The following is a 24,002-nucleotide window of genomic DNA, read 5'->3' as shown; positions in this document are numbered from 1 at the left end:
GGCCCGGTCCGGTCAGGCCGCCAGCGGCTGCCGGTGAGCCGTCCGCTCCGCCTTGGCCTCGGCTGCGTAACGGTCCACATATTCCTGTTCGGACAGCTTGAGGATGGCGTACATGATTTCGTCGGTGGCGGCCCGCAGCACCTCGCGCCGGTCGGCCATGTCCGCGTACTTGGCGAAGTCCAGCGGCTCGCCGAAGCGGATGGTGATGGGCACCAGGCGGGGCAGCCGGCGGCCGATGGGCTGGGCCTCAAAGGTGCCGATCATGGCGCAGGGGATCACCGGCGCCCCGGAGCGGATGGCCATCGCGGCCACCCCGACCTTGCCCTTGTAGAGCCGGCCGTCGTGCGAGCGGGTGCCCTCGGGGTAGATGCCCAGCAACTCGCCCCGGCCCAGCACCCGCAGACCCTCGTCCACCGCCGCCTGTCCGGCCTTCCGCCCGGATCGGTCCACCGGAATCTGCCCCACGGCCCGGAAGAACGCGGCGGTCAGCCGCCCCTTGAGCCCGCTGCCGGTGAAGTACTCCTGTTTTGCCAGGAAAGTGACTCTCCGCCGGAGCATCACCGGCATCAGAAAGCTGTCACAGAACGACAGATGGTTTCCCGCGATGATCCCCGCACCCGTCCGGGGCACATGCTCCAGCCCCTCCACCCGGGGCCGGAACACCCACCGCAGCAATGGCACCAGTACCACGGTCTTGAACATGAAGTAGAACAAGTCAGTGAGCTCCCTAGTACCGAGCGATCCCCCGCGCGGAGGGACGGTAGTGGGGACAAGCGCCAGGTGGGGAGAGTGCGTATTCGGCCAACTACCGTCCGTCATGAATCCGGTGGGCCTGATAGCGTCTGCCCGCCTGAGGGTGCGTCACCCTCGGTGACGCCGAGACTGGGAGAACGAACGCACAATGATGGGCCATTCACACGCGGTCAGCGGGGCATTGCTGTTCGCGGGCACCGCGGCCTGGCTGCCGGAGAAGGTGATGGGCGCTCAACTGGCGCCGCAGGAGATCCTGATGGGGACGGTGCTCTGTGCCGGTGCCGCCCTGCTGCCGGACCTGGACCACCACGACGGCACCATAGCCAACTTCCTGGGACCGGTCTCCAAGGTCCTGTGCCGCTTTGTCGCCTGGATCTCCGGCGGACACCGGCACGCCACCCACTCACTGTTCTTTGTGGCCCTGATGTCCCTGGGCAGCTGGGCCGGAGTGACCTATCTGGGACGGCCGTTCACCCTGGGCATGACCTTCTTCCTGCTGGCCCTGGCCGTGCGGGCACTGAATGTCTGCCCGCCCGGCCACGGCTTCCACGCCTGGGGCACCATTGTGGCGATGGCCGGCATAGGCACCGCCGTCATCGCCAAGTTCATCCCCTCCGCGCCCGGTTGGCTGCCCTACGCCACCGGGCTGGGCTGTATAGCCCATCTGCTGGGCGACTCCATCACCAAGCGGGGCGCCCCCTGGCTGTGGCCACTGAAGACCCGCTACGAGATCGTGGTGATCAAGCACAGCGGCAACAAGCTGGAGACCGAGATCCTCACCCCCATCATGGGCGTCGCCACGGTGGCGCTGCTGTGGTTCACCGCGCTGTCCCCGCACTCGGCCGGCTGAGACCCGCCAGCCCGGCGGGCAACTCGCCGCGGTGGAGCACCCCCAGCCGCTGGGTGGCCCGGGTGAGCGCCACATAGAGGTCGCTCGGCGCCAGCGCGGCGGGCTCGGCCACGATCACCGAGTCGAACTCCAGGCCCTTGGCCTGCCGGGGATCCAGCAGCACCACCGGGCGGGTGAGGTCCGGGGCGGCCCCGGTGGACGCCTCCGGCAGCGCCCCGGCCAGCTCCGGCAGCAGTTCGCGCGGGGCGATCACCGCCAGCCGGCCCTCCGGCCGCAGCTCCTCGGCCACCACCCGGGCCAGGGTGCCCGGCAGATCGCCGGTGCGCCGCGCCCAGGGCGCCGTACCGGTGGAGCGCACCGAGCGCGGCGGGACGAAGGAGGTGTCCCGGTGGCGCACCACCTGGGCCGCGACCTCCATGATCTCGGCCGGGGTGCGGTAGTTGACGCCCAGCCGGATGTGCTGGAACCGGTCGCCCACATAGGGCTCCAGGATCGTCCGCCAGGAGCCGCAGCCGCCGGGCTCGGCGGTCTGCGCCGGGTCGCCGACCAGGGTCATGGAGCGGGTGGGGCAGCGGCGCATCAGCAGCCGCCAGGCCATCTCGGACAGCTCCTGTGCCTCGTCCACGATGATGTGGCCGAAGGCCCAGGTGCGGTCGGCGGCGGCCCGCTCGGCCGCGCTGCGGTGGTCGGCCTCCTCATGCCGCTCCGCCAGCCGCTCGGCGTCCACCAGGTCATGCGCGGCCAGTACTTCGGATTCCTCGTCGTCGCGGTCCTCGAACTCCTGGGTACGGGAGCCATAGGAGAGGTCCAGCACCCCCTGGGCGTAGGCGATCCTTCGCTGCTGCTCGGCCTCGGCGCGGGCGCGCTCCGCGGAGTCGTCCGCGCCCAGGAGTTCGGCGGCCTCGTCCAGCAGCGGAACATCGGCGGGTGTCCAGGCGCCCGCCGTGCGGCGGATGGCGCGGGCATCGGCCTCGGGCAGATGGACCGGCTCGGCCAGGAAGTCCGCGACCAGCTGCTCAGGGGTCAGGGTGGGCCACAACTCCTCGATGGCGGCGTGCACTTGGGCGCTCTCCGCGATGGCCTTGGCCAGCTGGGCGATGTCGTCCGGGCCCAGGAAATTCGGCCCGCCATAGGGGTCCGCGCCCAGCCGGCCGGCCAGTTGGGCCGCAAGGGCGTCGATCACCGCGAAGGCGAAATAGGGACGGGCCAGGTTGTGCGGCAGCCCGGTCTCCCGGGCGCGGCGCCGGGCCGTCTCCGCGATCGTGGCGTCCAGCACCAGTTCGCCGTCCTCATGGTCGATCACCAGGGCGGGTTCGGGCACCGTCTGCCGGTCGCGGACAAAGCGGGCCAGCGCCCCGGCCATCGCCGCCCGGCCCTTGACCGCGGCCGCCTCGGGGGTGTCGGTGCCGGTGGCCCGTACGCCCGGGAACAGTTCGGCGGGCGTGGCCAGCAGCACCCCGGTCTCGCCGAGCGAGGGCAGCACCTCGCCGATATAGCCCAGGAAGGCCGGGTTGGGGCCGACGATCAGCACCGCGCGGCGGGCCAGCTGTTCCCGGTGGGCATAGAGCAGATAGGCGGCACGGTGCAGTGCCACCACCGTCTTGCCGGTGCCCGGACCGCCCTCCACCACCAGCACGCCCTGGTGCGGGGCGCGGATGATGCGGTCCTGTTCGGCCTGGATGGTCTGCACGATGTCATGCATCCGGCCGGTGCGCGCCGAGTCCAGGGCGGCCAGCAGAACGGCGTCGGCGTCCGGGCCCTCATGGCCGGTGCGCATGGTGTCGGAGAGGTCCAGGATCTCGTCGTGCAGGGCGGTGACCCGGCGGCCCTCGGTGGAGATATGCCGCCTGCGGCGCAGCCCCATCGGGGTGTGCGAGGTGGCCAGATAGAAGGGACGGGCCACCTCGGCCCGCCAGTCGATCACCAGCGGGGTACGGGCGTCATCGTCCTGCCGGATGCCGATGCGGCCGATGTGGTGGTCGGCACCGTCCTTGAAGACCAGCCGGCCGAAACACAGGCCGTGCTCCCCGGAGTTGAAGGCGGCCAGCAGCCCGGACTGCTCGGCCACCAGCACATCGCGCTCCAGCCGGGCCTGGAAGGTGCCGCCGCCCTCGGCCGGCAGGGCGGCGCGTACCGCGGCCTCGGCGCCGGCCCGCAGCTCGGCCAGGCGGGCGTGGAGCAGGTCCATGAATTCCTGCTCGTACTGCAATTCCCTGGTGGACTCGTTTGACAATTTGGCTCCCGCCCCGGTATTCTGACTTCAGTGAGTTTCTCCATGCCCTGATTTCGAGTGCGGCATGGAATCTCCCAATATACGAGATGAAAGGCCCCGGGCGTCAATAGGCCCGGGGTTTTTCGTGTATTCGGGGCGTATTCGGGGTGTATTGGAGGGGCTTGCGAGCGCCCCCGTTCGCCGCCGCCCGACATGCGCGAGCGCGCCGGGGTGGGCAGGCTGGAGCTGGAGACAGTACGGCCGCCGCGCGAAAGGGGAGCTCCCATGGCACGTGCGGGGGTGTTCGGTGCCCTGCCGAAGGACCGGCGCGAGCGGCTGATGGCCCTCGGCAGACAGGTGGCCTTCCCGGCCGACGCCAGGATCTTCGCCGAGGGCGACCCGGCGGACCGCTTCTGGATTGTGCACACCGGCACGGTCGCCCTTGACCTGCAGGTACCCGGACGCCGCCCGGTGGTGATCGAGACCGTGGGGCCCAATGAGCTGCTGGGCTGGTCCTGGATCTGCCCGCCCCGGGAGTGGCACCTGGGCGCCGAGGCGAGCAGCCCGGTACGGGCCTGGGAGTTCGACGCCGAGCCGGTGCTGCGGATGTGCGCGGAGGACCCGGTGTTCGATCACGCACTGCTCACCTATGTGGTGTCCGTGATCGGCAACCGGCTGCGTCTGGCACGTACCCGGCTGCTGGATCTTTACGGCCCCCGCAGTGGGGGTTTGCATAGTTAGCGGGCCCCATTGGGGGCACGGGGCGGCCGTGCGATATGCGGCTCCGCCGCGCGGGCGCGATCAGCCACACACAATCCGCACATGAAATTCCGCCCCGCAAGCGGAATAGCATCGCACCGCGGAAGCACCCGGCGGGACCGCCCGTCGCGAGGTGGCGCCCCCGGTGCCACAGTGGTGAGGACGCCAACCGGAGGAGCGGAAGCATGCCGCACCTGACCGACACCGAGCTCGCCGCCCTGGACGCCCACTGGCGCGCCGCCAACTACCTGGCCGCCGGGCAGATTTACCTGCTGGACAACCCGCTGCTCAGCCGCCCGCTGCGGCCGGAGGACGTCAAACCCCGGCTGCTGGGCCACTGGGGCACCACCCCCGGGCTCAACCTGGTGCACACCCACCTCAACCGGGTGATCAAGGAGCGCGGTCTGGAAGCCCTCTGCGTCTGGGGGCCCGGCCACGGCGGCCCCGCCGTGCTGGCCAACTCCTGGCTGGAGGGCAGCTATACCGAGGCGTACCCGGACATCACGCGGGACGCCGCCGGAATGGCCCGGCTGTTCCGGCAGTTCTCCTTCCCCGGGGGCGTGCCCAGCCATGTGGCCCCGGAGACGCCTGGCTCCATCCATGAGGGCGGCGAGCTGGGCTATGCCCTCTCGCACGCCTATGGCGCTGCCTTCGACAACCCCTCGCTGCTGGTGGCCTGTGTCATCGGCGACGGAGAGGCGGAGACCGGCCCGCTGGCGGCCTCCTGGCACTCCAATAAGTTCCTCGACCCGGTCAACGACGGGGCCGTGCTGCCCATCCTGCACCTCAATGGCTACAAGATCGCCAACCCGGCGGTACTCGCCCGCCTCCCGGAGGCCGAACTCGACCAGCTGCTGCGGGGGCTGGGGCATGAGCCGCTCCATGTCACCGGCGACGAGCCGCTCCAGGTGCATCTGGAGATGGCGCGCGCCATGGACACCGCCCTGGACCGGATCGCCGCCTTTCAGCACGCCGCCCGTACCTCCGGAGCCCTGGAACGGCCCCGCTGGCCGCTGATCGTGCTGCGCACCCCCAAGGGCTGGACCGGCCCCGACCGGGTGGACGGCGTCCCGGTGGCCGGCACCTGGCGCGCCCATCAGGTGCCGCTCGCCGGGGTCCGGGAGGACCCCCGGCATCTGCGTCAGCTGGAGGAGTGGCTGCGCTCCTACCGGCCCGAGGTGCTGTTCGACGCCGAGGGCCGGCCGGTGCCCTCGGTGCTGGCCTGGGTGCCGGAGGGCGACCGCCGGCTGGGCGCCACCCCGCACGCCAACGGCGGCCTGCTGCTGCGGAGTCTGCCGGTGCCCCCGCTGGAACGGCACGCGGTCAAGGTCGGCAAGCCCGGCTCAACGCTGCACGAACCCACCGCCGTGCTGGGCGAGTTGCTGGCCGAGGTGATGCGGAGCACCGAAGAGCGCCGGGACTTCCGGCTGGTCGGCCCGGACGAGACCGCCTCCAACCGGCTCCAGGCGGTCTACGACGCCACCGGCAAGGCGTGGCAGGCGACCACGCTGCCGACCGACGAGCATCTGGACCGGCATGGCCGGGTGATGGAGATCCTCTCCGAACACACCTGTCAGGGCTGGCTGGAGGGCTATCTGCTCACCGGACGCCATGGCCTGTTCTCCTGCTACGAGGCATTCGTCCACATCGTGGACTCCATGGTCAACCAGCACATCAAATGGCTGCGCATCTCCCGCCGACTGCCCTGGCGCCGCCCCATCGCCTCCCTCAACTACCTGCTCACCAGCCATGTCTGGCGCCAGGACCACAATGGCTTCTCCCACCAGGACCCCGGCTTTGTTGACCATGTGCTCAACAAGAGCCCGGAGGTGGTGCGCGTCTATCTGCCGCCGGACACCAACACCCTGCTGTCCGTGGCCGAACATGTGCTGCACAGCCGGGACTACGTCAATGTGATCGTGGCCGGGAAACAGCCCTGCTACGACTGGCTGGACCTGGACCAGGCCCGGGTGCACTGCGCCCGGGGGGCCGGCATCTGGGAGTGGGCCGGCACCGAGGACGGCAGCCGGGAGCCGGATGTGGTGCTGGCCTGCGCCGGGGATGTCCCCACCCAGGAGGTGCTGGCCGCCGCGGGGCTGCTGCGCGGCCGGGTGCCGGGGCTGGCGGTGCGGGTGGTCAATGTGGTGGACATCGCGCGGCTGCTGCCCGCGGAGGAGCATCCGCATGGCATGACCGATGCCGAGTTCGACGCCCTGTTCACCCGGGACCGGCCGGTGATCTTCGCCTACCACGGCTATCCCTGGCTGATCCACCGGCTCGCCTACCGGCGGGCGGCGCACCGCCAGCTGCATGTGCGGGGGTACAAGGAGGTGGGCACCACGACCACCCCCTTCGACATGGTGGTCGGCAATGACCTGGACCGGTACCGGCTGGTCATGGACGTCATCGACCGGGTGCCGGGCCTGGGGGTGCGGGCGGCGGCCGTACGGCAGGAGATGGCCGATGTGCGTACCCGGCACCATGAGTGGATCCGGCAGCACGGGGTGGACCTGCCGGAGGTCGTCCAGTGGCGGTGGGAGGACCGAGGGGCGGCTAAGCCGTCCGGGTGAATATGGTCCGCGAGTGTTTGGCGGTCTGTGGGTCACCGGGACCAGGACGGGCGGTCACAGCACCATACCTCTGGGACCAATGGGCGGACCGACCGGGCAGGGAGCGCTGTGAGAAGACTGGTGCGGGCGGGGACTTTCGCCGGAGCATGCGGCCTGGTGCTGTGGGGGAGCGTGAACGCGCAGGCGCAGACACAGCCCGCTCCCGGCGGGTCCCTGCTGTCCGCGGTGGCCGGTGCCGATCTGGGCACCGTCACCGAGATGGTGTCCGGGGTGGTGTGCAACAACCGCCTGGCCGACTTCAACTACAAGTCGCCGGTGATCAGGTCGCCGCACCCCTGTATCAACGGTCCGGTGGCCAGCGGCAACAGCAGCAACAGCAACAACTTTGTCAACCATGGCAATCCGGTGGACAGCGGCAATATCGAGACCGCCGCCGGTTCCACCAACAGCCTCAACTCCGCCACCGGCTCGGAGCGCAACAGCCGCAACGACACCTCCGTGATCCGCTGAGCCCGCTCCGGCCGGTGGCGCCCCGGCTCATAGGTGCAGGTCGCCGCCCCCGCCGATGTGCTGCTGGTGGTTGGAGCTGCCCGCGGCGGCGCCGGTACCGGTGGAACCGGAGTTGACCGATCCGCTGTTGTTGGCCGGGCTGCCGCTGTTGCTGGACGACCCGCTCAGCCGCACATTCTGCGAGTTGCTGGAATTGCCGCTGTTGACCGGGCCGTTGACACAGGTGCGGGTCTCGCCTTCGCAGGAGAACCCGGCCTGGAAACGGATATAGGTGTCGCCATCGGCGTCGAACGGCCCGCTGCCCCAGGCCATGGCGGGCGACGCCCCCGCACCGGCCAGCAGCAGGCCGAGGAGACCCGCGACCGCCATCTTTACGCGACTGACTGATTTCACTGTGGTCCTGACCCTCACGTTGGTGAATACCGGCAACGTTGGTGAATACCGGCAGTCTTGCTATCGGCAGCGCCCGGGGCGGCCAAGTCTGACCAGGGCCCGGTATGCCACGTTCACCCGCTATGACCACCGTATTCACCGTGACGGCCCTTTCGCCCGGCGCAGCGGGGCGCCGGGCGCCAGGATGGCGCCATGAGGCTGGTACGGACGGCGGCGCCGGCCGCCGCGCTCCTCGTGCTGCTCGCCCTGGGTGCCCCGCCGGCCACGGCAGCCGCCGAGCCCTGGCCGTACGGGACAGCGGTGCGGAGCTTTCCCACCGCCCGGCCCGAGGTGGCGCTCACCTTCAACGCCGCCTGGGACGAGGCGGGCATCCCCGAGGTGCTGCGTGAGCTGGGCCGGCGCCGCACCCCGGCCACCTTCTTCTTCACCGGCGACTTCGCCGACCGCCACCCCGGCGCGGTACGCACCATCGCCCGGCGGTACGGCATCGGCAACCACTCCTACAGCCACCCCCACTTCACCGGGCTCCCGGCCGACCGGGCGGTGCGCGAACTGATGACCACCGACCGGGCGCTGCGCCGGGCCGCGCACACCGAACCCACCCCCTTCTTCCGCTTCCCCTACGGGGAGACCACCCCCGAGGGCATCGCGCTGGCCGCCTCGCTGGGGTTCGCGGACATCGAGTGGACCACCGACACCAAGGGCTATCTGGGCACGGCGGGCGGGATGACGGTGGCCCGGGCGGTACGGCGGGTGGCCGAGGTGCTGGCACCGGGCGCCATTGTGCAGATGCATGTGGGGTCGGCGGACGGCTCCGGTGAGGTGCTGGACGCGCGGGCGCTGCCCTCCATCCTCGAACTGATCCACGACCGTGGCTACCAAGTCGTGGACCTGCGCGGCCTGTTGGGAAGGCGCCCGGGGCGGTCAATGACCGGAAGGCACCCCCCGGGTGATTGAAGGGCGCCCTGCGCAACCGGGACCATGGGATCCGTGGCACTGCGCATTCACTTCGGCAGCGACGACTTCGCCCAGACCAGGCTGGCCCAGGCCCCGGACCCGCTGTGGGAGGTACTGCTCAGCCTGCATATGCTGCAGACCGGCGATGGCCCGCTGGTCTTCGGCCAGTGGCGCAGCCGGCTGCGGGCGGGTCTGGATATGGACACCCGCCGGCTGCTGGCGCTGGCCCCGCCCCGTGGCTACTCGCCCGACTTCCTCACCCCGGCCGCCGCCGCCGGCGGGCTGGAGCTGGGCATCAACGCCCTGCAGTGCACACCCCGCGTCCGGCTGCACCAGGACCTGGCCCAGCTGGCGCGCTCCTCCGGCCGCCCGCTGTCCCCGGCGGCCCGGGACCTGGCCCGCGGCGATGTCACCGCCCTGCGGGAGCTGGGTGACGCGGTGCGCGCGTACCACCAGCGGGCCCTGGCCCCGCACTGGGCGCGCATCCGGGCCGAGGTGGACGCCGACCTGGCGCTGCGCGCCAGGGTCATCACCGCAGCGGGCGGCAATCCCCTGGAACGGCTGCTGCGGACGCTGCACCCCACCCTGGAGTGGCAGGACCCGGTGCTGATCATGCATGGCCCGCATGTGCAGGGAGATCTCCATCTGGGCGGACGCGGGCTGCTGTTGCTGCCCTCCTTCTTCTGCTGGCGCAAGCCGACCATCCTGCAGAGCGAGGACCTGATGCCGGTGCTGGTCTATCCGATCGAGCACAGCCCCCGGCAACTGGCCCCCGGCCAGGGCCGGGCCGGGCGCGGGCTGCAAGCGCTGCTGGGGCGCACCCGGGCGGTGCTGCTGGAGGCGGTGGCCGAGGGCGGCACCACCACCGAGCTGGCGCGGTGCGCCGATGTCAGCGCCGCCACCGCCAGTCACCATGTGGCGGTGCTGCGGGACGCGGGGCTGCTGGTCACCCGGCGGGTGGGCGGCTCGGCACACCACACCCTCACCCCGCTGGGCGCGGATCTGCTGGACGGACGCGGCCCCGGCCTCACGGTTTAGAGCAGGGTCTAAGCAACTGGCCCGGCGGCCCGGGGGAGTTCAGGCTGGAGGAGGAAGGCGGGCCGCCGCGGGAGACGGGGGACCTCGCGGTGTGCCGCGGCCGGAGCCGCGTGTCCGAACGGAGTTGAGGTGCCAACGGGGGTGACCGCCGGTATCGCCGTCTACGACCGGCGGTCGGGCGCCTTTGTCCACCGGCTCAACACGGACCTGCGGTTCCGGTCGGCCTCGCTGGTCAAGCTGCTGATCGCGCTGGACCGGCTGGACGCCTTCCGCTCCGCGCGGGCCATCGGGCCCGGCGAGCGGGAGCGGCTGGGCCTGATGCTGCGCAGCAGCGATGACGCGGTGGCCAGCCGCTACTGGGACACGGAGGGCGGCTCGGCGGTGCTGACCCGGACGGGCGCCCGGCTGGGCCTTCGCGATCTGGGCCCGCCACCGCCGGAGTACCCGGGGCACTGGGGGTATACGGCCCTGACCGCCGCCGATACGGTGCGTGTCTACCGCTATCTGCTGGAGCAAGCGCCGGACTGGGTACGGGAGTTGGTGCTGGGCGAGCTGCGGGCGGCCACCCCGCGGGGCACCGACGGCTGCGACCAGAGCTTTGGCATCCCGGCCGCGTTCCGCCGGCCCTGGGCGGTCAAACAGGGCTGGTCGGGCTTCGAAGGGCCCGGGGAGCCGGTGCTGCACAGCACCGGCACGGTGGGGGAGGACGACCGGTGCCTGGTGGCCGTACTCACCCGGCACCCGGCGGGCACCGGCTACCGGACGGCCTGCGCGCGGGTCACCGCGCTGTGTGCCGGGCTGACCGTGCCGGGGGCTGTCACCAGGAGCTGACCGTACTCCGGGGCTGTCGCCAGCGGCTGACCGCGCGGAGGGCCGTCATCGAGGGCTGACCGTACTCCGGGGGCCGTCACCACGGGCTGACCGTTCCCGGGGCCGTCACCAGGCCGCTGACCGCAGCGATGGGCAAGGCGATGGGCAACCTTCCGCTTCCAGCGGGGGATTGGCCGGAAGCCCGCTGTCCGGATGGCGCTTGGCCGGAACATTGCACGCGGTGAGGGGTCCGGTGGCAGCATCCTCTGGTGATCACGGCGGGGTGCCGTGCCAGGACCGGACGGGGGCCAAGTGGCAGTGCAGCAGGCGTCCTTCATCGCGGAGTGGGCGCTTCCCGCCATGGTCTGCGCGCCCGTCACCTGGGTCTGCCTGGTCTTCCGGTTCCGGGAGGAGGGGCGGCTGCTGGGCTCACCGCGGTCCTTCGGGCTGGCGGTGGCGGTGCTGCTGTGGACCTCGGCGATGGCCGCGGTGGCCAGCGGACTGGTGCTGCCCCATGCCTCCGATGTGCCGCCGGTGGCGGTGGGTGCGATAGCCGGTTCCGGGGTGATACCGCGCGGCCGCAGCGAACAGGGCGGCGCCCGGGCCGTACTGGCGGTGCTGACCCTGGGCGACTCGCTGCTGCTCCAGCAACTGGCGCTCCGGCTGCGGCTGGACCGGGCCGAGTGGTGCGACCGGATGGCCGAGGGCTTCGCCGACTGCTGGGACCTGGACGCCTTCGCGGGCGCCCTGAAGAACCATCTGCTGCACCGGGTGGATGTGCATGGGCGCACCAGCCGGGCCCGTACCCAGCTGCGGCGGGAGATCGCCGAGCGGCATGCGGCCGTACGGGCCGCCGCACAGCGCTGGATCACCATCGAGACCCGGATCGACAAGGCCTGCCAGCAGCAGGGGCGTTGTCCCACCCGGGAGGAACAGCGCCTGGTGCGGCGGGCGTTCGGGGAGGCCGAACAGTATCTGCGCTATCTGCTGGAGCTGGAGCACGCGCATGGCAAACGCAGTGACCATGGGCGGGTGCGGGAGCTGAGGGAGCGCTGTCTGGCCCCGGCCGGGGCTCAGCGCGGCAGCGGGGCGTAGCCGGTGGCGGCGGAGGCGGTCTCCGTCAGGGCGAGCGTGGGGAGCGCGGTGCCGGTTTCCGGGGCGTCCTGGAAGGTGATCTCGACCCGGGCGCCCAGACATTCGGCCACCGCGGCCAGGGTACGCAGCGTCAGGTTCTCGTCCCCGGAGAGGATCTGGCTCACCCGGCCGGGAGAGACGCCCAGGCGGTCGGCCAACTCCCTGCGGGAAAGCTCCCGTTCGGCCAGCAGCCCGGCGAGCGAGGCGGTGGCCTGCCGGGCCAGCCGGGCTCCGGCCGCCTGCTCTCCATCGGTGGTGGTGCGGCGCCATGCCATGACCGATCCCCCCTTGCGTCCCGCTTCCCGGATGTCCGGTTGTCTGACAGCAGCATGCCACCTTTAGGCTTAGCTAAATACCGGGCAGGCGATGGTTTTCGGCCAGATTGGGATTGCTGAAGGTCGCACTCCGGAGCTCTAGCCAACCCCCTGGGCGCTCCCTATCATTCCGAACGCTCCCCGTCCCCATGGGGGCCGCGCATTGTCATGGCCATGCAACTTATGGCTGTTCGCTCGCGTTCTCTCTCGCGCTCTTCGCCTCTGTCCCGGGGGCGGCACACCACCGTCCCGCCCCTTCCGCTCAAGGGGGAGCCAGTGCAGACCGGATGGGCGCATACGGGCGCCAGGGGAGCCCCCTCGTCCCCTCGGGCGGCACCGCCCGCCCGAAGACAACCGATTGGAGAGTCATGCCCGGTGGCCTTGTCACTGCTGGCGCGATCACGGCGTTAATCGCCTCGGCGTTCTCCGCCAACAGCGGATCGCCGGTGGTCACCGACCCGCCGCCAGACAAGATCGTGATCGACGTCGCTACCGTCAACGGCTCGGGATGTCCGACCGGCACCGCCGCGGTCGCCGTCTCCCCCGACAACACCGCCTTCACCGTCACCTACAGCAACTACCTCGCCCAGGTCGGCGTCGGCGCCTCTCCCACCGACTTCCGCAAGAACTGCCAGCTCAACCTGATCGTGCACGTCCCGCAGGGCTTCACCTACGCGATCGCCTCGGCCGACTACCGCGGCTACGCCCACCTGGAACCGGGCGCCAGAGGCATGGAAAAGGCCTCGTACTACTTCCAGGGCGACCCGCAGACGGTCCCCAGCACCCACCGCTTCCAGGGCCAGATGAACGACAACTGGCAGCAGACCGACTCGGTGCCGGTGGGCGCCCTGGTCTGGGCCCCCTGCGGTGAGCTGCGGAACTTCAACATCAACACCGAACTGCGGGTGGAGGCGGGCACCTCCGACCCGACCAGGACCACCAGCTTTATGACCATGGACTCCACGGACGGCAGCATCAAGACCACCTACCACTTCGCCTGGAAGGAATGCCCGTCCAAGTAGGCGCACGGCACACCGCCCTGGCGGGACGGCCGCCCGCCAGGGCCCCGGCCGTTGTTGACCCAGACTTTATTGTCCGTTCAACATGCTCTGACCTGCATTTATCACTCTCTGTCACGACAGAGTAGCGGTGAGGGTATAGACCTTTGGCGGAAATCGAGCGACTGTTGGGAAAACCACAGCGGAGCCCGGTGACGAAACCTCGTCCGATGTGCTCCGCGCCCCCGAAACGCACCAGAGCCGATGCCTGTATTCAGTCGCGACACCCTGCGTCCCCCGCATATGGCCGACGCCCTGTACGGCGCCGGGGATCTCCTCGCCGGAAGGCCGGCGGCGCCCCGGCGGCTGCTGGGCCACTGGGACCAGGGGGCGCCGGTATGCATCTACGCCCCGCCCGCCCGGTGGAACCCCCCGGCCCGGCCCGCCGACGGACCGTCCCGGGCCATCTCACTGCCCGCCTCGCCCCGCTCGGTGGCCGCCGCCCGCCGCTTCTGTGACCGCCTGCTGGCCGAATGGGGGCTGCACGACCTGGCCGGGGACGCCCTGCTGCTGCTCTCCGAGCTGGTCACCAATGCCATCGTGCATGGCCCGGAGGGCGCCGGAGACGTCGAGCTGACCCTCTCCCGTACCCCCGCCCGGCTGATCGCCCAGGTCACCGACGGCGGCGGGAGCCTGCCGCGGTGCGGCCGGGCCGGCCCGGACAGCGAGAACGGCCGTGGCATGTGGCTGGTCGAGCAGATCGCCGACGAGTGGGGACACCACCTCTCACCCGCCGGGAAGACGGTCTGGTTCACCCTCCCGCTGCCCTCCGCCCACCCCGCCTGACCGGCCCGGGGCTGCGCGCCGCCCGGATTCGGAGAGACGATGGAAGGCGCCGCGGCCTTCACAGGCGGAAGGGGGACCAGGCCGCCGCGGCGCGATGAGCCGGTGCAAGGAGGACCTGGCATGGGTACCACCGACGCCGCCCCGCCGGGCCCCGGCCGGGCGGAGGGCGAGGCGTACGCCCCCGGCGGACTGCTGGACGTCCTCAGCGTGGCCGCCGTGCTGCTCGACCAGGACGGCCGCATCGTGCTGTGGAGCCCCCAGGCGGAGGCCCTGCTCGGCTGGACCGCGGAGGAGGCACTGGGCCAGTACGCCGCCCGGCTGCTGGTCGCCGAGGAGGATGTGCACCTGGTCCTCAACCTGTTCGCCACCGTGATGGGCGAGGGCGAGAGCTGGGCCGGCGTCTTCCCCGTCCGGCACAAGGACGGCCGCCCCCGCCCGGTGGAACTGCGCAATGTCCGGCTGCAGGACCGCGAGGGCAAGTACTTCGCGCTGGGCATCGCCACCGACCGCGAGGTACTGCGCCACATCGAACGCGACCTGGCGCTGTCCCTGCGGCTGGTGGCCCAGTCGCCGATCGGCGTCGCGGTGTTCGACCCGGAGCTGCGCTATGTGATGGTCAACCCCGCCCTGGAGCGCATCCACGGGCTGCCCGCCGAGGCGCACATCGGCCGGCAGGTACGCGATGTGCTGCCCCTGGTGGACGCCGACGCGGTGGAGGCGGCCATGCGCGGCGTGCTGGAGACCGGCACCCCGCTGCTGGACCAGTTTGTGGTGGGCCGCCTGGCGGGCGAGGAGGACGAGCGGGCCCGCCTGGTGTCCTACTACCGGCTGGAGGACCCGGCCGGGCACATCCTGGGCCTGGCCGCCTCGGTGGTGGATGTCACCGACCGGCACCGGGCGGGCCTGGCCGCGGCCGAGGCCCGCCGCCGGCTGAAGATGATCGCCGACGCCACGGTGGCCGTGGGCACCACCCTCGATCTCGACCAGACCGCCCGGGAACTCGCCGAAGTAGTGGTGCCCGAGCTGGCCGACGTGGCCGCCGTGGACATCCTGGACACGGTGCTGGACGGCAACCGCTCCTCCTCCCCGCCCGCCGGGCAGCCGGCCGTCTTCCGGGCCCTGGCGGTGGCCGCCGCCGACGACCTGGGCGCCCGGGAGGCGGCCCGGGCCGCCGACCCGCCCGGACAGATCGCCAAATACGACGCCGACCGGCTGGTCACCCAGTGCGTCAGTACCGCCCGCCCGGTACTGCTGCCCCGGGTCGGCACCCGGGACCTGCTGCGCGTCGCCCGTGACGAACCCTCCGCCGCCCTGCTGGCCAGGGCCGGACTGCACTCCTACGCCGCCGTGCCGCTGATCGCCCGCGGCGAGGTGCTGGGCGTCCTGGACCTCAAGCGCACCGACCACAACCGCCCCTTCACCGAGGACGATGTGGTCCTGGCCGGCGAACTGGCCGCCCGCGCCGCCGTATGCATCGACAACGCCCGCTGGTACCAGCGCGAACGGGCCACCGCCCTGACCCTGCAACGCAGCCTGCTGCCCGAACGCCCCGAGAAACCGTCCGGGCTGGAGGTCGCCTACCGCTACCAGCCCGCCGGGGCCGCCGGGCAGGTCGGCGGTGACTGGTTCGACGTCATCCCGCTGGACGAGGCCCGCAGCGCCCTGGTCGTCGGCGATGTGATGGGCAGCGGCATCACCGCCGCCGCGGCCATGGGCCAGCTGCGCACCGCCGGCCGTACCCTGGCCGGGCTGGACCTCGACCCGGCCCAGGTGCTGCGTCACCTGGACCGCGCCGCCATCGGCCTCGGCCAGATGATCGCCACCTGCTTCTACGCCGTCTACGACCCCCGCGACGGCACCTGCTGTGCCGCCACCGCCGGCCATCTGCCCCCCGTGCTGCTCCGCCCCGGCCGCCGGCCCGGCCTGCTGGAACTGCCCAGCGGGGCCCCGCTGGGAGTGGGCGGCGTCCCCTTCGAGAGCGTCTCCATGGCACTGGCCCCCGGCGACCGGCTGGTCCTCTACACCGACGGCCTGGTGGAGACCAGGGACGCGGGCATCGACGAAAGGCTGCGCGCCCTGACCGAGGTACTGGACACCGAGCGGCTGCCGCTGGAGGACACCTGCGATCTGCTGTTGTCCTCCCTGCGGGAGGGCAATGCGGAGGACGATGTCGCGGTGCTGATCGCAGAGGTGACCCCGGCCTGACCGGGCCGCCCCGCCGCCCCCGTGCGCCGAGCTCAACTCGGCCTCCAGCGCCCCCGATTGCCCCCTTGAGTGCTTCCGCAACCCCGGTACGGCCAGTTGCTATGTGCTCGTGCGAATGACTAACGTCCCAAAGGCGCGACGGTGGTTCACGGCCACGGGGGTGCCGTGAACGCCGCCGCAATCCGGTGCGGGCTGTCGCACAACTCGCGTTCTGCTGTGGAGAATTGTTTCTCCACAGGCTCCCCATGTTTGATGGCGCGACGGCTACTCTCTGTGTTCAACTCGACACCGAACAAGGGGGGAGCTGTACCATGTATGCCCTGCATGCCCCGCATGTCCCGCACGTCCTGCCGGCCATCGCCGCCCATTGCGCACTCGATCTCACCGCCGTCTGCCTGCTGACCTTCCTCATCTACCATCCCCGGCACCGCCGCCGCGATCTGGTACCGGCCTATCTGGCCCTGAACGCCGGGGTGTTCACCGTGGTCGCGGTACTCGCCGAGGCCGGCGCCAGGGGCGGCACGGTGCTCGGCTTCGGGCTCTTCGGGGTGCTGTCCATCGTCCGGCTGCGGTCCGACGCGGTGCAGCAGGAGGAGGTGGCGTACTACTTCACCACGCTTGTCCTCGGCCTCATCTGCGGTCTGCCGCGGCTGCCGCTTGCCATGGCGGCCGCGCTCAGCACCGTGCTGCTGGCGGCGGTCTGGGCGGCGGACAGCCCACGGCTGCTGGCCCGCTGCGCCAGGGCCGTGGTCACCCTCGATACCGTGCACGGCTGCCCAGCCGCGCTGCGCGCCGACCTCGCCCGGCGGCTGGGGGAGCCGCTCAACTGGACGGTCCGGGAAGTGGACTTCGTCCGCGACCTGATGGTCGTGGATGTGCGCTACCGCGAGCCCCGCCCGGCTGCGGGCATCGGCTCCGGAGGCCCCCGCCCAGGCAGGGGCCTCCGCTCCCGCGTGCCCGGTTCGGCGCCGGTCGGGGAGCCGGTGTGAGGACGTCGCCCGCCACGCGGGCTGTTGAGGCCATCACCGAGGCCGCCGCACCCATTTCGCTCGCCGAGCTCAATGAGCGCTCGGAGCTGCTGGCCCGCTTCGACCGCAGCTATCTGGTGCCCATGGACGCCTTCCTGGCGATCGCCGAGCGTCTCACCGGCCCCCGGTGCCCCGGCGGTCCCTTCCATGCGCTGGCCATCGGCGGGCGGCGGGCCTTCCGTTACCGCTCCGTCTACTACGACACCCCTGGCCTGCGCTCCTTCCACGACCACCGGCAGGGGCGCAGACTCCGCTTCAAGATCCGCGAGCGGGTGTACCAGGACTCCGGGGAGCGGCAGTTCGAGATCAAGCTGAAGGGACGGCGCGGCAGCACCGTCAAACTCCGCCGCCCGCTGACCGGCACGGGCACCGCGCTGGACGCGCCGTACCGGACGTTCCTCGCCGACACCCTGCGGCGTGCTTATGGCATCGGCGCGCCCGGCGAACTCGGCCCTTCCCTCACCACCGACTACTCGCGCAGCACACTGGTCGCCGACGGCGAACGCCTCACCTGCGACACCGAGTTGATCTGTGCCGACCCGGAGACGGGCCGCACCGTGCGCTGCGTCCCCGGCCTGGTGCTGGTCGAGACCAAGACGGCCGGCCGGCTCGGCCGCGCCGACCGGCTGCTGCATGCCCATGGAATGCGGCCGGCCGTCTTCACCAAATACTGCGGAGCCCTTGCGGCCCTGCGTCCGGACCTGCCCGGAATCCGCTGGCGGCGTGCGGCGGGTGAGGTTTTCGGCGCTACGCGGGCAGCCAGCACGCGGGTGGCGCTGTGACCGCGACCCGGCGCAAAGGGCCCGTCACCCGCCCGGTCGAAGCGCCCGGCGCCGGTGCCGGGCGGTCACCTCCGCCCGGGAGAGGCTGAGCCCATGCGCGTCTCCATTGTCCTGTTCACCGCCGATCTGCGGCTTTCCGACCATCCGCCGCTGCGGGCGGCCCTGGCGGCGGACGCCGTCGTTCCGCTGTTCGTCCGCGACCCCGCCATCGAGGCGGCCGGGTTCGCCGCGCCCAACCGCCGCGCCTTCCTCGCCGACTGCCTGGCCGACCTGGACGCCGGGCTGCGCCGGCGGGGCGGCCGGCTGGTGGTGCGCTCCGGCGGCCTGGTGGAGCAGGTGTGCCGGGTGGTCACCGAGGCGGATGCCGGCGAGGTGCATATGGCGGCCGGGCACAGCGGGTTCGCCGCCCGCCGGGAGGAGCGGCTGCGCTCCGCCCTGGCGGCCCTGGGCTGCCGGCTGTCGGTCCATGAGGCGGTCACCGTCGTGGTGCCGCCCGGCACCGTGACCCCTGCCTCCTCCGACCACTTCGCCGTCTTCACCCCCTACTACCGGCAGTGGGCGCAGATCCCGGTGCGCCCGCTCACCAGTGCCCCGCGCCGGGTGCCCGTCCCCGAGGGGGTGACCAGTGAGCGGGTGCCCGCACCCGGCGGGAGCACCGGGAGCTCCCCGGTCCTGCCACCCGGCGGGGAGAGCGCGGCCCGCAGCCGGGTGACCGCCTACTGGCGCCGGGGCCTGGACGACTACCACACCACCCATGACGACCTCGCCGCCGACGCCACCTCGCGCCTCTCCGCCCATCTGCACTTCGGCACCGTGTCCCCGGTGGAGCTGGTGCACCGTGCGCGCCGGCGCGGCGGGCCGGGCGCCGAGGCGTTTGTGCGGCAACTGGCCTGGCGCGACTTCCACCGCCAGGTCCTCGCCGCCCGCCCGGAGGCCGCCCACGCCGACTACCGCACCAAGGGCGACCGTTGGCGCACCGAGCGCACCGCCGCCGCCGATATCGACGCCTGGTGCGAGGGCCGCACCGGCTACCCGGTCATCGACGCGGCCATGCGGCAACTCCGCCACGAGGGCTGGATGCCGGGCCGCGCCCGGCTTCTCGCCGCCAGTTTCCTGACCAAGACCCTCTATGTGGACTGGCGGATCGGCGCCGCCCACTTCCTGCACTGGCTGGTGGACGGCGATCTGGCCAACAACCAGCTCAACTGGCAGTGGATGGCCGGTACCGGCACCGACACCCGCCCCAACCGGGTGCTCAACCCGGTGCTCCAGGCCCGGCGTTACGACCCGGACGGAGCCTATGTACGCCGCTGGGTTCCCGAACTCTCCGGTGTGGAGGCCGGGCTGGTGCACCAGGTGGGGAAGCTGCCCGGCACGGCCCGCGCCGCCCTCGGCTACCCCGCCCCGGTCCTCGAACTCGCCGAGGGGCTCGACCGCTTCCGGCGGGCGCGGGGCAAGGGGGACTAGCGGGGGACGTCACTGCACCAACGGACTCAGGCACCGTCCGCCGTCCCGGCCGCCAGCAACTCTTGCATGGTGGCGGCCGCCTCCACGGCGGCGCTGCCGCAACAGTTGTTGAACAGCACATGGACCTCATGGGCCCGCCGGGACAGGCACCGTATCTCCCGCGCCCAGCCGGCCAGTTCGTCCGCCGTGTAGTCATGGCGGTACGACTCCTCCTTGGTGCCCGTGCCCCAGGCCGGCGAACGGCCGTGGAAACGGACCACGGCCAGCTCCGGCCGGGTCACCGCGGTCACCGGCGGCATACTGCGGGCCAGGCCCGGCGCGGTGTCCACCGCCACCAGCGACAGGTCATACGCGGCCAGTAGCCCGAGGGTACGGGGCAGTTCGCCGGGGGCCAGCCAGCCGGGGTGGCGGAACTCCACCGCCAGCGGAAGGTCGCCGGCCAGCGCCCGGCAGCGGGCCAGCTGTCGATGCCCCTGCTCCGAGGGCCCGGTCCAGGGCGGGAGTTGCAGCAGTACCGCTCCCAGCCGGCCCGCCGCGCGCAGCGGGTCCAGCGCCCCGGCGAAGCGCCGCCACAGCTCGGCGCGCACCTCATCGGTCACCGGGGCTCCGCGCAGGTCCGCCGGAAGCGCGGCGGACCGGACCCGGTGACCGGTCAGCGGTGCGAAGGCCTTGACGTCGAAGACAAAGCCGTCCGGAGTGCGCTCGGCCCACAACCGGGCGTTGCGGCCGCTGGGCAGCCCATAGAACGAGGAGTCCACCTCCACCACCGGGAACCGCCCGGCATAGTGCCGCAACCGCCCCTCGGCGTCCCGGGCGCCGGGCGGGTACCAGCCGCTGCGCACCAGCGCCGGATCGGTCCAGGAGCAGGTGCCGACCAGGATCCCGGGCATGGCGCGCCGCTCAGCTCCCGGCCGGGGCGCCGGTCCGGTGCGGTGCCGCGGTGGCTGCGGTCACTGGCTCTCCCTCCCATGCGTCGGCCCGCGGACATCCTCCGCGGACGAGGCGGTGAGCCGCGTCTGCCCCCGCTCCCGCCCCGGCATTCCCGGAATCCGAGAGCCCGGCCATGGAGGGCGCGTCGCCGAGTGTCCGCAGATGCGGAACGCCCTTGGCCGATCGCGCCGTTGCGGGGCGCCGGTCTCGCGTCACACGGTCCCGTCATCCTTCACCGGATAGGGCACAAAGGTGCTGCTGTTCTGGTCGATGAGCAGTTCACGCCCCAGTGGCGGCACGGCCCGCTGGGAGCAGCCGAGGCGTTCACAGACCCGGCACCCCATGCCGATCGGGGTCGCGGCGGAGGCGCTGGCGAGGTCGAGGCCGTCGGAGTAGACGAGGCGGTGGGCGTGGCGGATCTCGCAGCCGAGGCCGATGGCATAGGTCCTGCCGGGCTCACCCCAGCCGCCGCGATGCCGGGTGACGGCGCGGGCGGTCCACAAGTAGCGCTGGCCGTCGGGCATTTCGGCGATCTGGACATGGACGCGGCCGGGGGCGGCGAAGGCCTCGTAGACGTTCCACAGCGGGCAGGTGCCACCGGCCCGGGAGAAGGGGAAGCCGCTCGCCGACTGGCGTTTGGAGAGGTTGCCGGCCCGGTCCACGCGGACGAAGGAGAAGGGCACTCCGCGCAGCCGGGGGCGTTGCAGGGTGCTCAGCCGATGGCAGACGGTTTCATAGCCGAGGCCGTAATGGTCGGTGAGGCGTTCGATGTCGTAGCGCGCTTCCTCGGCGGCCGTGTGGAACGCGGTGTACGGCATGATCAGCGCGGCGGCGAAATAGTGGGCGATGCCGAGGCGGGCCAGGGCGTGGGCGGGGGAGCCGGGCTGGAAGTCCTCGGCGGCCAGCCGGCCGAGGTCATCGGCGTATTCCAGCAGGGCCAGTTGGGTCGCCACACGGAAGGCGCGGCGGCCGGGGCGCAGCCGCGGGGACAGGTGCAGGGTGCGGCTTGCCTCGTCGTAGTGGTGCAGGCGCTCACCGGGCTCGGTGGCGAGACGGATGCCGTGGACCTGGGCGAGTCTTGTGGTGAGGGCCCCGGTCACCTCGCCCGGCCGGATGCCGATCTCCGAGGCCAGGCGCTCAGCCGCGAGATCGCTTTCATGGAGGTAGTTCTGGCGGCGGTAGAAGAAGTCCCGGACCTCCTCATGGGGCGAGGCCGTGGTGCCCCGGTCGCCGTTCCGGCCGTCCGCGGCCCCGGCCAGGCGCTCGGACAGGCGCTGGTTGCGGTGGCCGAGGTCCAGCAGGACCTGGGCGACGGCGGGCATCCGCGACGCCAGCTCGGCCAGGTCGGCGGCGGATATCCGGGCCTCGGACAGCTCCCCGGCCAGTGTTTCGCGCAGGTCCGCGATCAGCCGGGTCGTATCGCGCTCGGAGAAGAATCCGGGGTCGATACCGAACACCTCGGTCAGCCGCAGCAGCACGGGCACGGTCAGCGGCCGGGAGTCATGCTCCATCTGGTTGAGGTAGCTCGGTGAGATGCCCAGCACGCGGGCGAGTTCGGCCTGACTTATCCGGCGGTCCGCACGCAGCCGCCGCAGCCGCGCCCCCGCGTATGTCCTGCTCACCGGTCACTCCTCCGCTTCACGGACCCGATTCGGCAGCCTACTTGGCCACACCCTTCACCGAGACCTTCGCAAAGTTGGCAAAAAGCGGCGGAAAGATTTGCAGAACTTGGCATTGTGCCAAGGTTGTTGACACTCAGTGCCAGTGTCAAGGTCGTAGTGCGGCCCGCCGGACACCGGCACTTGCTCGGCTTCGCTCAGCTCTCCGCTCTCGACGAGGACGGGCCGCACCCCGCAAGCGACACGTAGTGCCACCGCCGTTGATGCGGACGGCGGGATTCGCAACCAGTAAAGCCAGTAAAGCCAGTAAAGCCAGTGGAGACCGAGGAGATGGTGACAGTCATGGCAGAGGCGACCAGGACGCAGGCGGCCGGGGAACTCGCGCGGCGCTGGGCCACCGACCCTCGGTGGCGGGGCATTGAGCGCACTTACCGTGCCGAGGATGTGGTGCGGCTCTCGGGCAGCGTCCGTGAGGAGCACACCCTGGCCCGGCGCGGTGCCGAGCGCCTGTGGCGGCAGCTGCATGAGCGGGACTACATCCACGCGCTGGGCGCGCTGACCGGTGGCCAGGCCGTGCAGCAGGTGAAGGCGGGGCTCCAGGCCGTCTATCTGTCCGGCTGGCAGGTCGCGGCCGACGCCAACCAAGCCGGGCACACCTACCCCGACCAGAGTCTGTACCCCGCCAACTCCGTTCCCCAGGTGGTCCGTCGGATCAACAACGCACTGCTGCGCGCCGACCAGATCACCACCGCCGAGGAGGCCAGGGACACCACCGACTGGCTCGTACCCATCGTCGCCGATGCCGAGGCGGGCTTCGGCGGCCCGCTGAACGCGTTTGAGCTGACCAAGGCGATGATCGCGGCGGGCGCGGCCGGCATCCACTACGAGGACCAGCTCGCCTCGGAGAAGAAGTGCGGCCACCTCGGCGGCAAAGTGCTGGTGCCGACCTCCCAGCACATCCGCACCCTGAACGCGGCCCGCCTCGCCGCCGACATCGCCGATGTGCCCACCGTTATCATCGCCCGCACCGACGCCCTCGCCGCCAACCTGCTGACCAGCGATGTGGACGAGCGTGACGCCGAGTTCGCCACCGGCGAGCGTACGGCCGAAGGCTTCTACCGGGTCCGCAACGGCATGGCGCCGGTCATCGCCCGCGGGCTGGCCTACGCCCCGTACGCCGACCTGATCTGGGTCGAGACCGGCACCCCCGACCTCGCGCAGGCCCGTGAGTTCGCCGAGGCCATCCACGCGCGGTACCCCGACCAGATGCTCGCCTACAACTGCTCGCCCTCCTTCAACTGGAAGGCCGCGCTGGACGACGACCAGATCGCCAAGTTCCAGCGCGAGTTGGGCGCGATGGGCTACCGGTTCCAGTTCATCACGCTGGCCGGTTTCCACTCCCTCAACCATGGCATGTTCGACCTCGCCCGCGGCTATGCCGAACACGGCATGACCGCTTATGTGGACCTCCAGGAGCGGGAGTTCGCCGCCCAGGCACACGGCTTCACCGCGGTCAGGCACCAGCGCGAGGTCGGCACCGGCTACTTCGACCTGGTGTCCACCGCCGTCAACCCCGCCTCCACCACCACCGCCCTGTCCGGGTCCACGGAAGAAGAGCAGTTCCACTAGGCGGTGCCCGACGGCTGGGCCGTGCCGTGGCCGGGTGTGGTTCCTCCCGTGGCGGCCCCGTACCCCCGGTCACGCGTCACGTGCAGGCCGTCGGTGGCTGGTCGCGCCCACGCGGCGGAACCGCATATCGAATAACCGCCCCGCGCCCCTAACGGGGCGCCCCAAGAGCCATCAGTCCCCCTCCGCTCCCTTCCCTCA

Annotated in this window: 21 protein-coding genes; 15 read left to right on the top strand and 6 right to left on the bottom strand. The window is 71.6% G+C overall.

The genetic code is table 11. The features are described 5' to 3' along the window. Positions 1 to 12: 12 nt before the first annotated feature. Complete coding sequence (locus CV755_RS08060) at positions 13 to 714, bottom strand: lysophospholipid acyltransferase family protein (RefSeq protein ID WP_109279483.1); 702 nt, start codon at positions 712 to 714, stop codon at positions 13 to 15. 187 nt (positions 715 to 901) lie between these two features. Here CV755_RS08060 and CV755_RS08055 point away from each other — a divergent pair, with 187 nt between their 5' ends. Next, on the top strand, positions 902 to 1,603 hold the full coding sequence (locus CV755_RS08055) for a metal-dependent hydrolase (RefSeq protein WP_109279482.1): 702 nt from the start codon (positions 902 to 904) through the stop codon (positions 1,601 to 1,603). On the opposite strand, the gene CV755_RS08050 is transcribed toward CV755_RS08055, so the two are convergent. Next, entirely contained in the window at positions 1,572 to 3,791 is a 2,220-nt protein-coding gene (locus CV755_RS08050) for a HelD family protein (RefSeq protein WP_241561057.1), read from the bottom strand. The two genes, CV755_RS08055 and CV755_RS08050, sit on opposite strands and share 32 nt — an antisense overlap. 309 nt (positions 3,792 to 4,100) lie before the next feature. Between CV755_RS08050 and CV755_RS08045 the strand changes: the two genes are divergently transcribed. The 3 genes from CV755_RS08045 (at position 4,101) to CV755_RS08035 (ending at position 7,654) form a co-directional block, all read left to right on the top strand. Next, complete coding sequence (locus CV755_RS08045) at positions 4,101 to 4,556, top strand: cyclic nucleotide-binding domain-containing protein (protein WP_109279480.1); 456 nt, start codon at positions 4,101 to 4,103, stop codon at positions 4,554 to 4,556. A gap of 203 nt (positions 4,557 to 4,759) precedes the next feature. Beyond that, on the top strand, positions 4,760 to 7,144 hold the full coding sequence (locus CV755_RS08040) for a phosphoketolase family protein (RefSeq protein ID WP_109279479.1): 2,385 nt from the start codon (positions 4,760 to 4,762) through the stop codon (positions 7,142 to 7,144). A 108-nt stretch (positions 7,145 to 7,252) separates the two neighbouring features. Next, a complete protein-coding gene (locus tag CV755_RS08035) occupies positions 7,253 to 7,654 on the top strand; it encodes a hypothetical protein (protein WP_241561047.1) in 402 nt (133 codons plus the stop codon). 27 nt (positions 7,655 to 7,681) lie between these two features. On the opposite strand, the gene CV755_RS08030 is transcribed toward CV755_RS08035, so the two are convergent. Beyond that, on the bottom strand, positions 7,682 to 8,023 hold the full coding sequence (locus CV755_RS08030) for a hypothetical protein (protein ID WP_109279477.1): 342 nt from the start codon (positions 8,021 to 8,023) through the stop codon (positions 7,682 to 7,684). A 216-nt stretch (positions 8,024 to 8,239) separates the two neighbouring features. On the opposite strand from CV755_RS08030, the gene CV755_RS08025 reads away from it, so the two are divergent. The 4 genes from CV755_RS08025 to CV755_RS08010 all read left to right on the top strand — a co-directional run bounded on the left by CV755_RS08025 (position 8,240) and on the right by CV755_RS08010 (position 11,947). Beyond that, on the top strand, positions 8,240 to 9,004 hold the full coding sequence (locus CV755_RS08025; RefSeq protein WP_109279476.1) for a polysaccharide deacetylase family protein: 765 nt from the start codon (positions 8,240 to 8,242) through the stop codon (positions 9,002 to 9,004). A 24-nt stretch (positions 9,005 to 9,028) separates the two neighbouring features. Beyond that, a complete protein-coding gene (locus CV755_RS08020) occupies positions 9,029 to 10,042 on the top strand; it encodes an ArsR/SmtB family transcription factor (RefSeq protein ID WP_241561046.1) in 1,014 nt (337 codons plus the stop codon). A gap of 141 nt (positions 10,043 to 10,183) precedes the next feature. Beyond that, on the top strand, positions 10,184 to 10,873 hold the full coding sequence (locus CV755_RS08015) for a serine hydrolase (RefSeq protein ID WP_206608396.1): 690 nt from the start codon (positions 10,184 to 10,186) through the stop codon (positions 10,871 to 10,873). Between the two features lie 291 nt (positions 10,874 to 11,164). Further along, positions 11,165 to 11,947, top strand: a complete 783-nt coding sequence (locus tag CV755_RS08010; protein ID WP_153068609.1) for a hypothetical protein — start codon at positions 11,165 to 11,167, stop codon at positions 11,945 to 11,947. Here the strand turns inward: CV755_RS08010 and CV755_RS08005 are convergent. Continuing rightward, positions 11,926 to 12,261 (bottom strand): helix-turn-helix domain-containing protein, encoded by a 336-nt coding sequence (locus CV755_RS08005; protein ID WP_109279473.1) that lies wholly within the window; start codon positions 12,259 to 12,261, stop codon positions 11,926 to 11,928. The genes CV755_RS08010 and CV755_RS08005 overlap by 22 nt on opposite strands. Before the next feature lie 407 nt (positions 12,262 to 12,668). On the opposite strand from CV755_RS08005, the gene CV755_RS08000 reads away from it, so the two are divergent. The 6 genes from CV755_RS08000 (at position 12,669) to CV755_RS07975 (ending at position 19,626) form a co-directional block, all read left to right on the top strand. Then, entirely contained in the window at positions 12,669 to 13,322 is a 654-nt protein-coding gene (locus tag CV755_RS08000; RefSeq protein WP_109279472.1) for a DUF4360 domain-containing protein, read from the top strand. 240 nt (positions 13,323 to 13,562) lie between these two features. Beyond that, a complete protein-coding gene (locus tag CV755_RS07995) occupies positions 13,563 to 14,144 on the top strand; it encodes an ATP-binding protein (protein ID WP_109279471.1) in 582 nt (193 codons plus the stop codon). Positions 14,145 to 14,264: 120 nt separating this feature from the next. Then, entirely contained in the window at positions 14,265 to 16,349 is a 2,085-nt protein-coding gene (locus CV755_RS07990) for a SpoIIE family protein phosphatase (protein WP_109279470.1), read from the top strand. Positions 16,350 to 16,660: 311 nt separating this feature from the next. After that, the gene (locus CV755_RS07985; protein ID WP_109279469.1) at positions 16,661 to 17,338 is read left to right on the top strand and encodes a DUF4956 domain-containing protein; all 678 of its coding nucleotides are present in this window, start codon (positions 16,661 to 16,663) and stop codon (positions 17,336 to 17,338) included. After that, positions 17,335 to 18,159: a polyphosphate polymerase domain-containing protein gene (locus CV755_RS07980; protein WP_241561045.1), complete on the top strand. Its 825-nt coding sequence runs from the start codon at positions 17,335 to 17,337 to the stop codon at positions 18,157 to 18,159. The genes CV755_RS07985 and CV755_RS07980 overlap by 4 nt, the downstream gene beginning before the upstream one ends. Before the next feature lie 93 nt (positions 18,160 to 18,252). Then, the gene (locus CV755_RS07975) at positions 18,253 to 19,626 is read left to right on the top strand and encodes a cryptochrome/photolyase family protein (protein WP_109279468.1); all 1,374 of its coding nucleotides are present in this window, start codon (positions 18,253 to 18,255) and stop codon (positions 19,624 to 19,626) included. Between the two features lie 26 nt (positions 19,627 to 19,652). Here CV755_RS07975 and CV755_RS07970 read toward each other — a convergent pair whose 3' ends face one another. Continuing rightward, complete coding sequence (locus CV755_RS07970; RefSeq protein ID WP_109279467.1) at positions 19,653 to 20,516, bottom strand: DUF72 domain-containing protein; 864 nt, start codon at positions 20,514 to 20,516, stop codon at positions 19,653 to 19,655. A gap of 252 nt (positions 20,517 to 20,768) precedes the next feature. Beyond that, the gene (locus CV755_RS07965; protein WP_109279466.1) at positions 20,769 to 22,178 is read right to left on the bottom strand and encodes a short-chain fatty acyl-CoA regulator family protein; all 1,410 of its coding nucleotides are present in this window, start codon (positions 22,176 to 22,178) and stop codon (positions 20,769 to 20,771) included. Between the two features lie 339 nt (positions 22,179 to 22,517). Here CV755_RS07965 and aceA point away from each other — a divergent pair, with 339 nt between their 5' ends. Further along, a complete protein-coding gene (gene aceA, locus CV755_RS07960) occupies positions 22,518 to 23,804 on the top strand; it encodes an isocitrate lyase (RefSeq protein ID WP_109279465.1) in 1,287 nt (428 codons plus the stop codon). Positions 23,805 to 24,002: the final 198 nt, after the last annotated feature.

The organism is Streptomyces orinoci (assembly GCF_003121295.1).
GTDB lineage: Bacteria > Actinomycetota > Actinomycetes > Streptomycetales > Streptomycetaceae > Streptomyces > Streptomyces orinoci.
This window is presented reverse-complemented; position numbering and strand designations above follow the sequence as displayed.

Excerpts from the sequence above, each read along its gene's own strand:
- CV755_RS07970 (WP_109279467.1), bottom strand. The coding sequence starts at position 20,516 with ATGCCCGGGATCCTGGTCGGCACCTGCTCCTGGACCGATCCGGCGCTG.
- CV755_RS08030 (WP_109279477.1), bottom strand. The coding sequence starts at position 8,023 with ATGGCGGTCGCGGGTCTCCTCGGCCTGCTGCTGGCCGGTGCGGGGGCG.
- CV755_RS08020 (WP_241561046.1), top strand. The coding sequence starts at position 9,029 with ATGGGATCCGTGGCACTGCGCATTCACTTCGGCAGCGACGACTTCGCC.
- CV755_RS08000 (WP_109279472.1), top strand. The coding sequence starts at position 12,669 with ATGCCCGGTGGCCTTGTCACTGCTGGCGCGATCACGGCGTTAATCGCC.
- CV755_RS08045 (WP_109279480.1), top strand. The coding sequence starts at position 4,101 with ATGGCACGTGCGGGGGTGTTCGGTGCCCTGCCGAAGGACCGGCGCGAG.
- CV755_RS08040 (WP_109279479.1), top strand. The coding sequence starts at position 4,760 with ATGCCGCACCTGACCGACACCGAGCTCGCCGCCCTGGACGCCCACTGG.
- CV755_RS07975 (WP_109279468.1), top strand. The coding sequence starts at position 18,253 with ATGCGCGTCTCCATTGTCCTGTTCACCGCCGATCTGCGGCTTTCCGAC.
- CV755_RS08055 (WP_109279482.1), top strand. The coding sequence starts at position 902 with ATGATGGGCCATTCACACGCGGTCAGCGGGGCATTGCTGTTCGCGGGC.
- CV755_RS07985 (WP_109279469.1), top strand. The coding sequence starts at position 16,661 with ATGTATGCCCTGCATGCCCCGCATGTCCCGCACGTCCTGCCGGCCATC.
- CV755_RS08005 (WP_109279473.1), bottom strand. The coding sequence starts at position 12,261 with ATGGCATGGCGCCGCACCACCACCGATGGAGAGCAGGCGGCCGGAGCC.
- CV755_RS07995 (WP_109279471.1), top strand. The coding sequence starts at position 13,563 with ATGCCTGTATTCAGTCGCGACACCCTGCGTCCCCCGCATATGGCCGAC.
- CV755_RS08050 (WP_241561057.1), bottom strand. The coding sequence starts at position 3,791 with ATGGACCTGCTCCACGCCCGCCTGGCCGAGCTGCGGGCCGGCGCCGAG.
- CV755_RS08025 (WP_109279476.1), top strand. The coding sequence starts at position 8,240 with ATGAGGCTGGTACGGACGGCGGCGCCGGCCGCCGCGCTCCTCGTGCTG.
- aceA (WP_109279465.1), top strand. The coding sequence starts at position 22,518 with ATGGCAGAGGCGACCAGGACGCAGGCGGCCGGGGAACTCGCGCGGCGC.
- CV755_RS07990 (WP_109279470.1), top strand. The coding sequence starts at position 14,265 with ATGGGTACCACCGACGCCGCCCCGCCGGGCCCCGGCCGGGCGGAGGGC.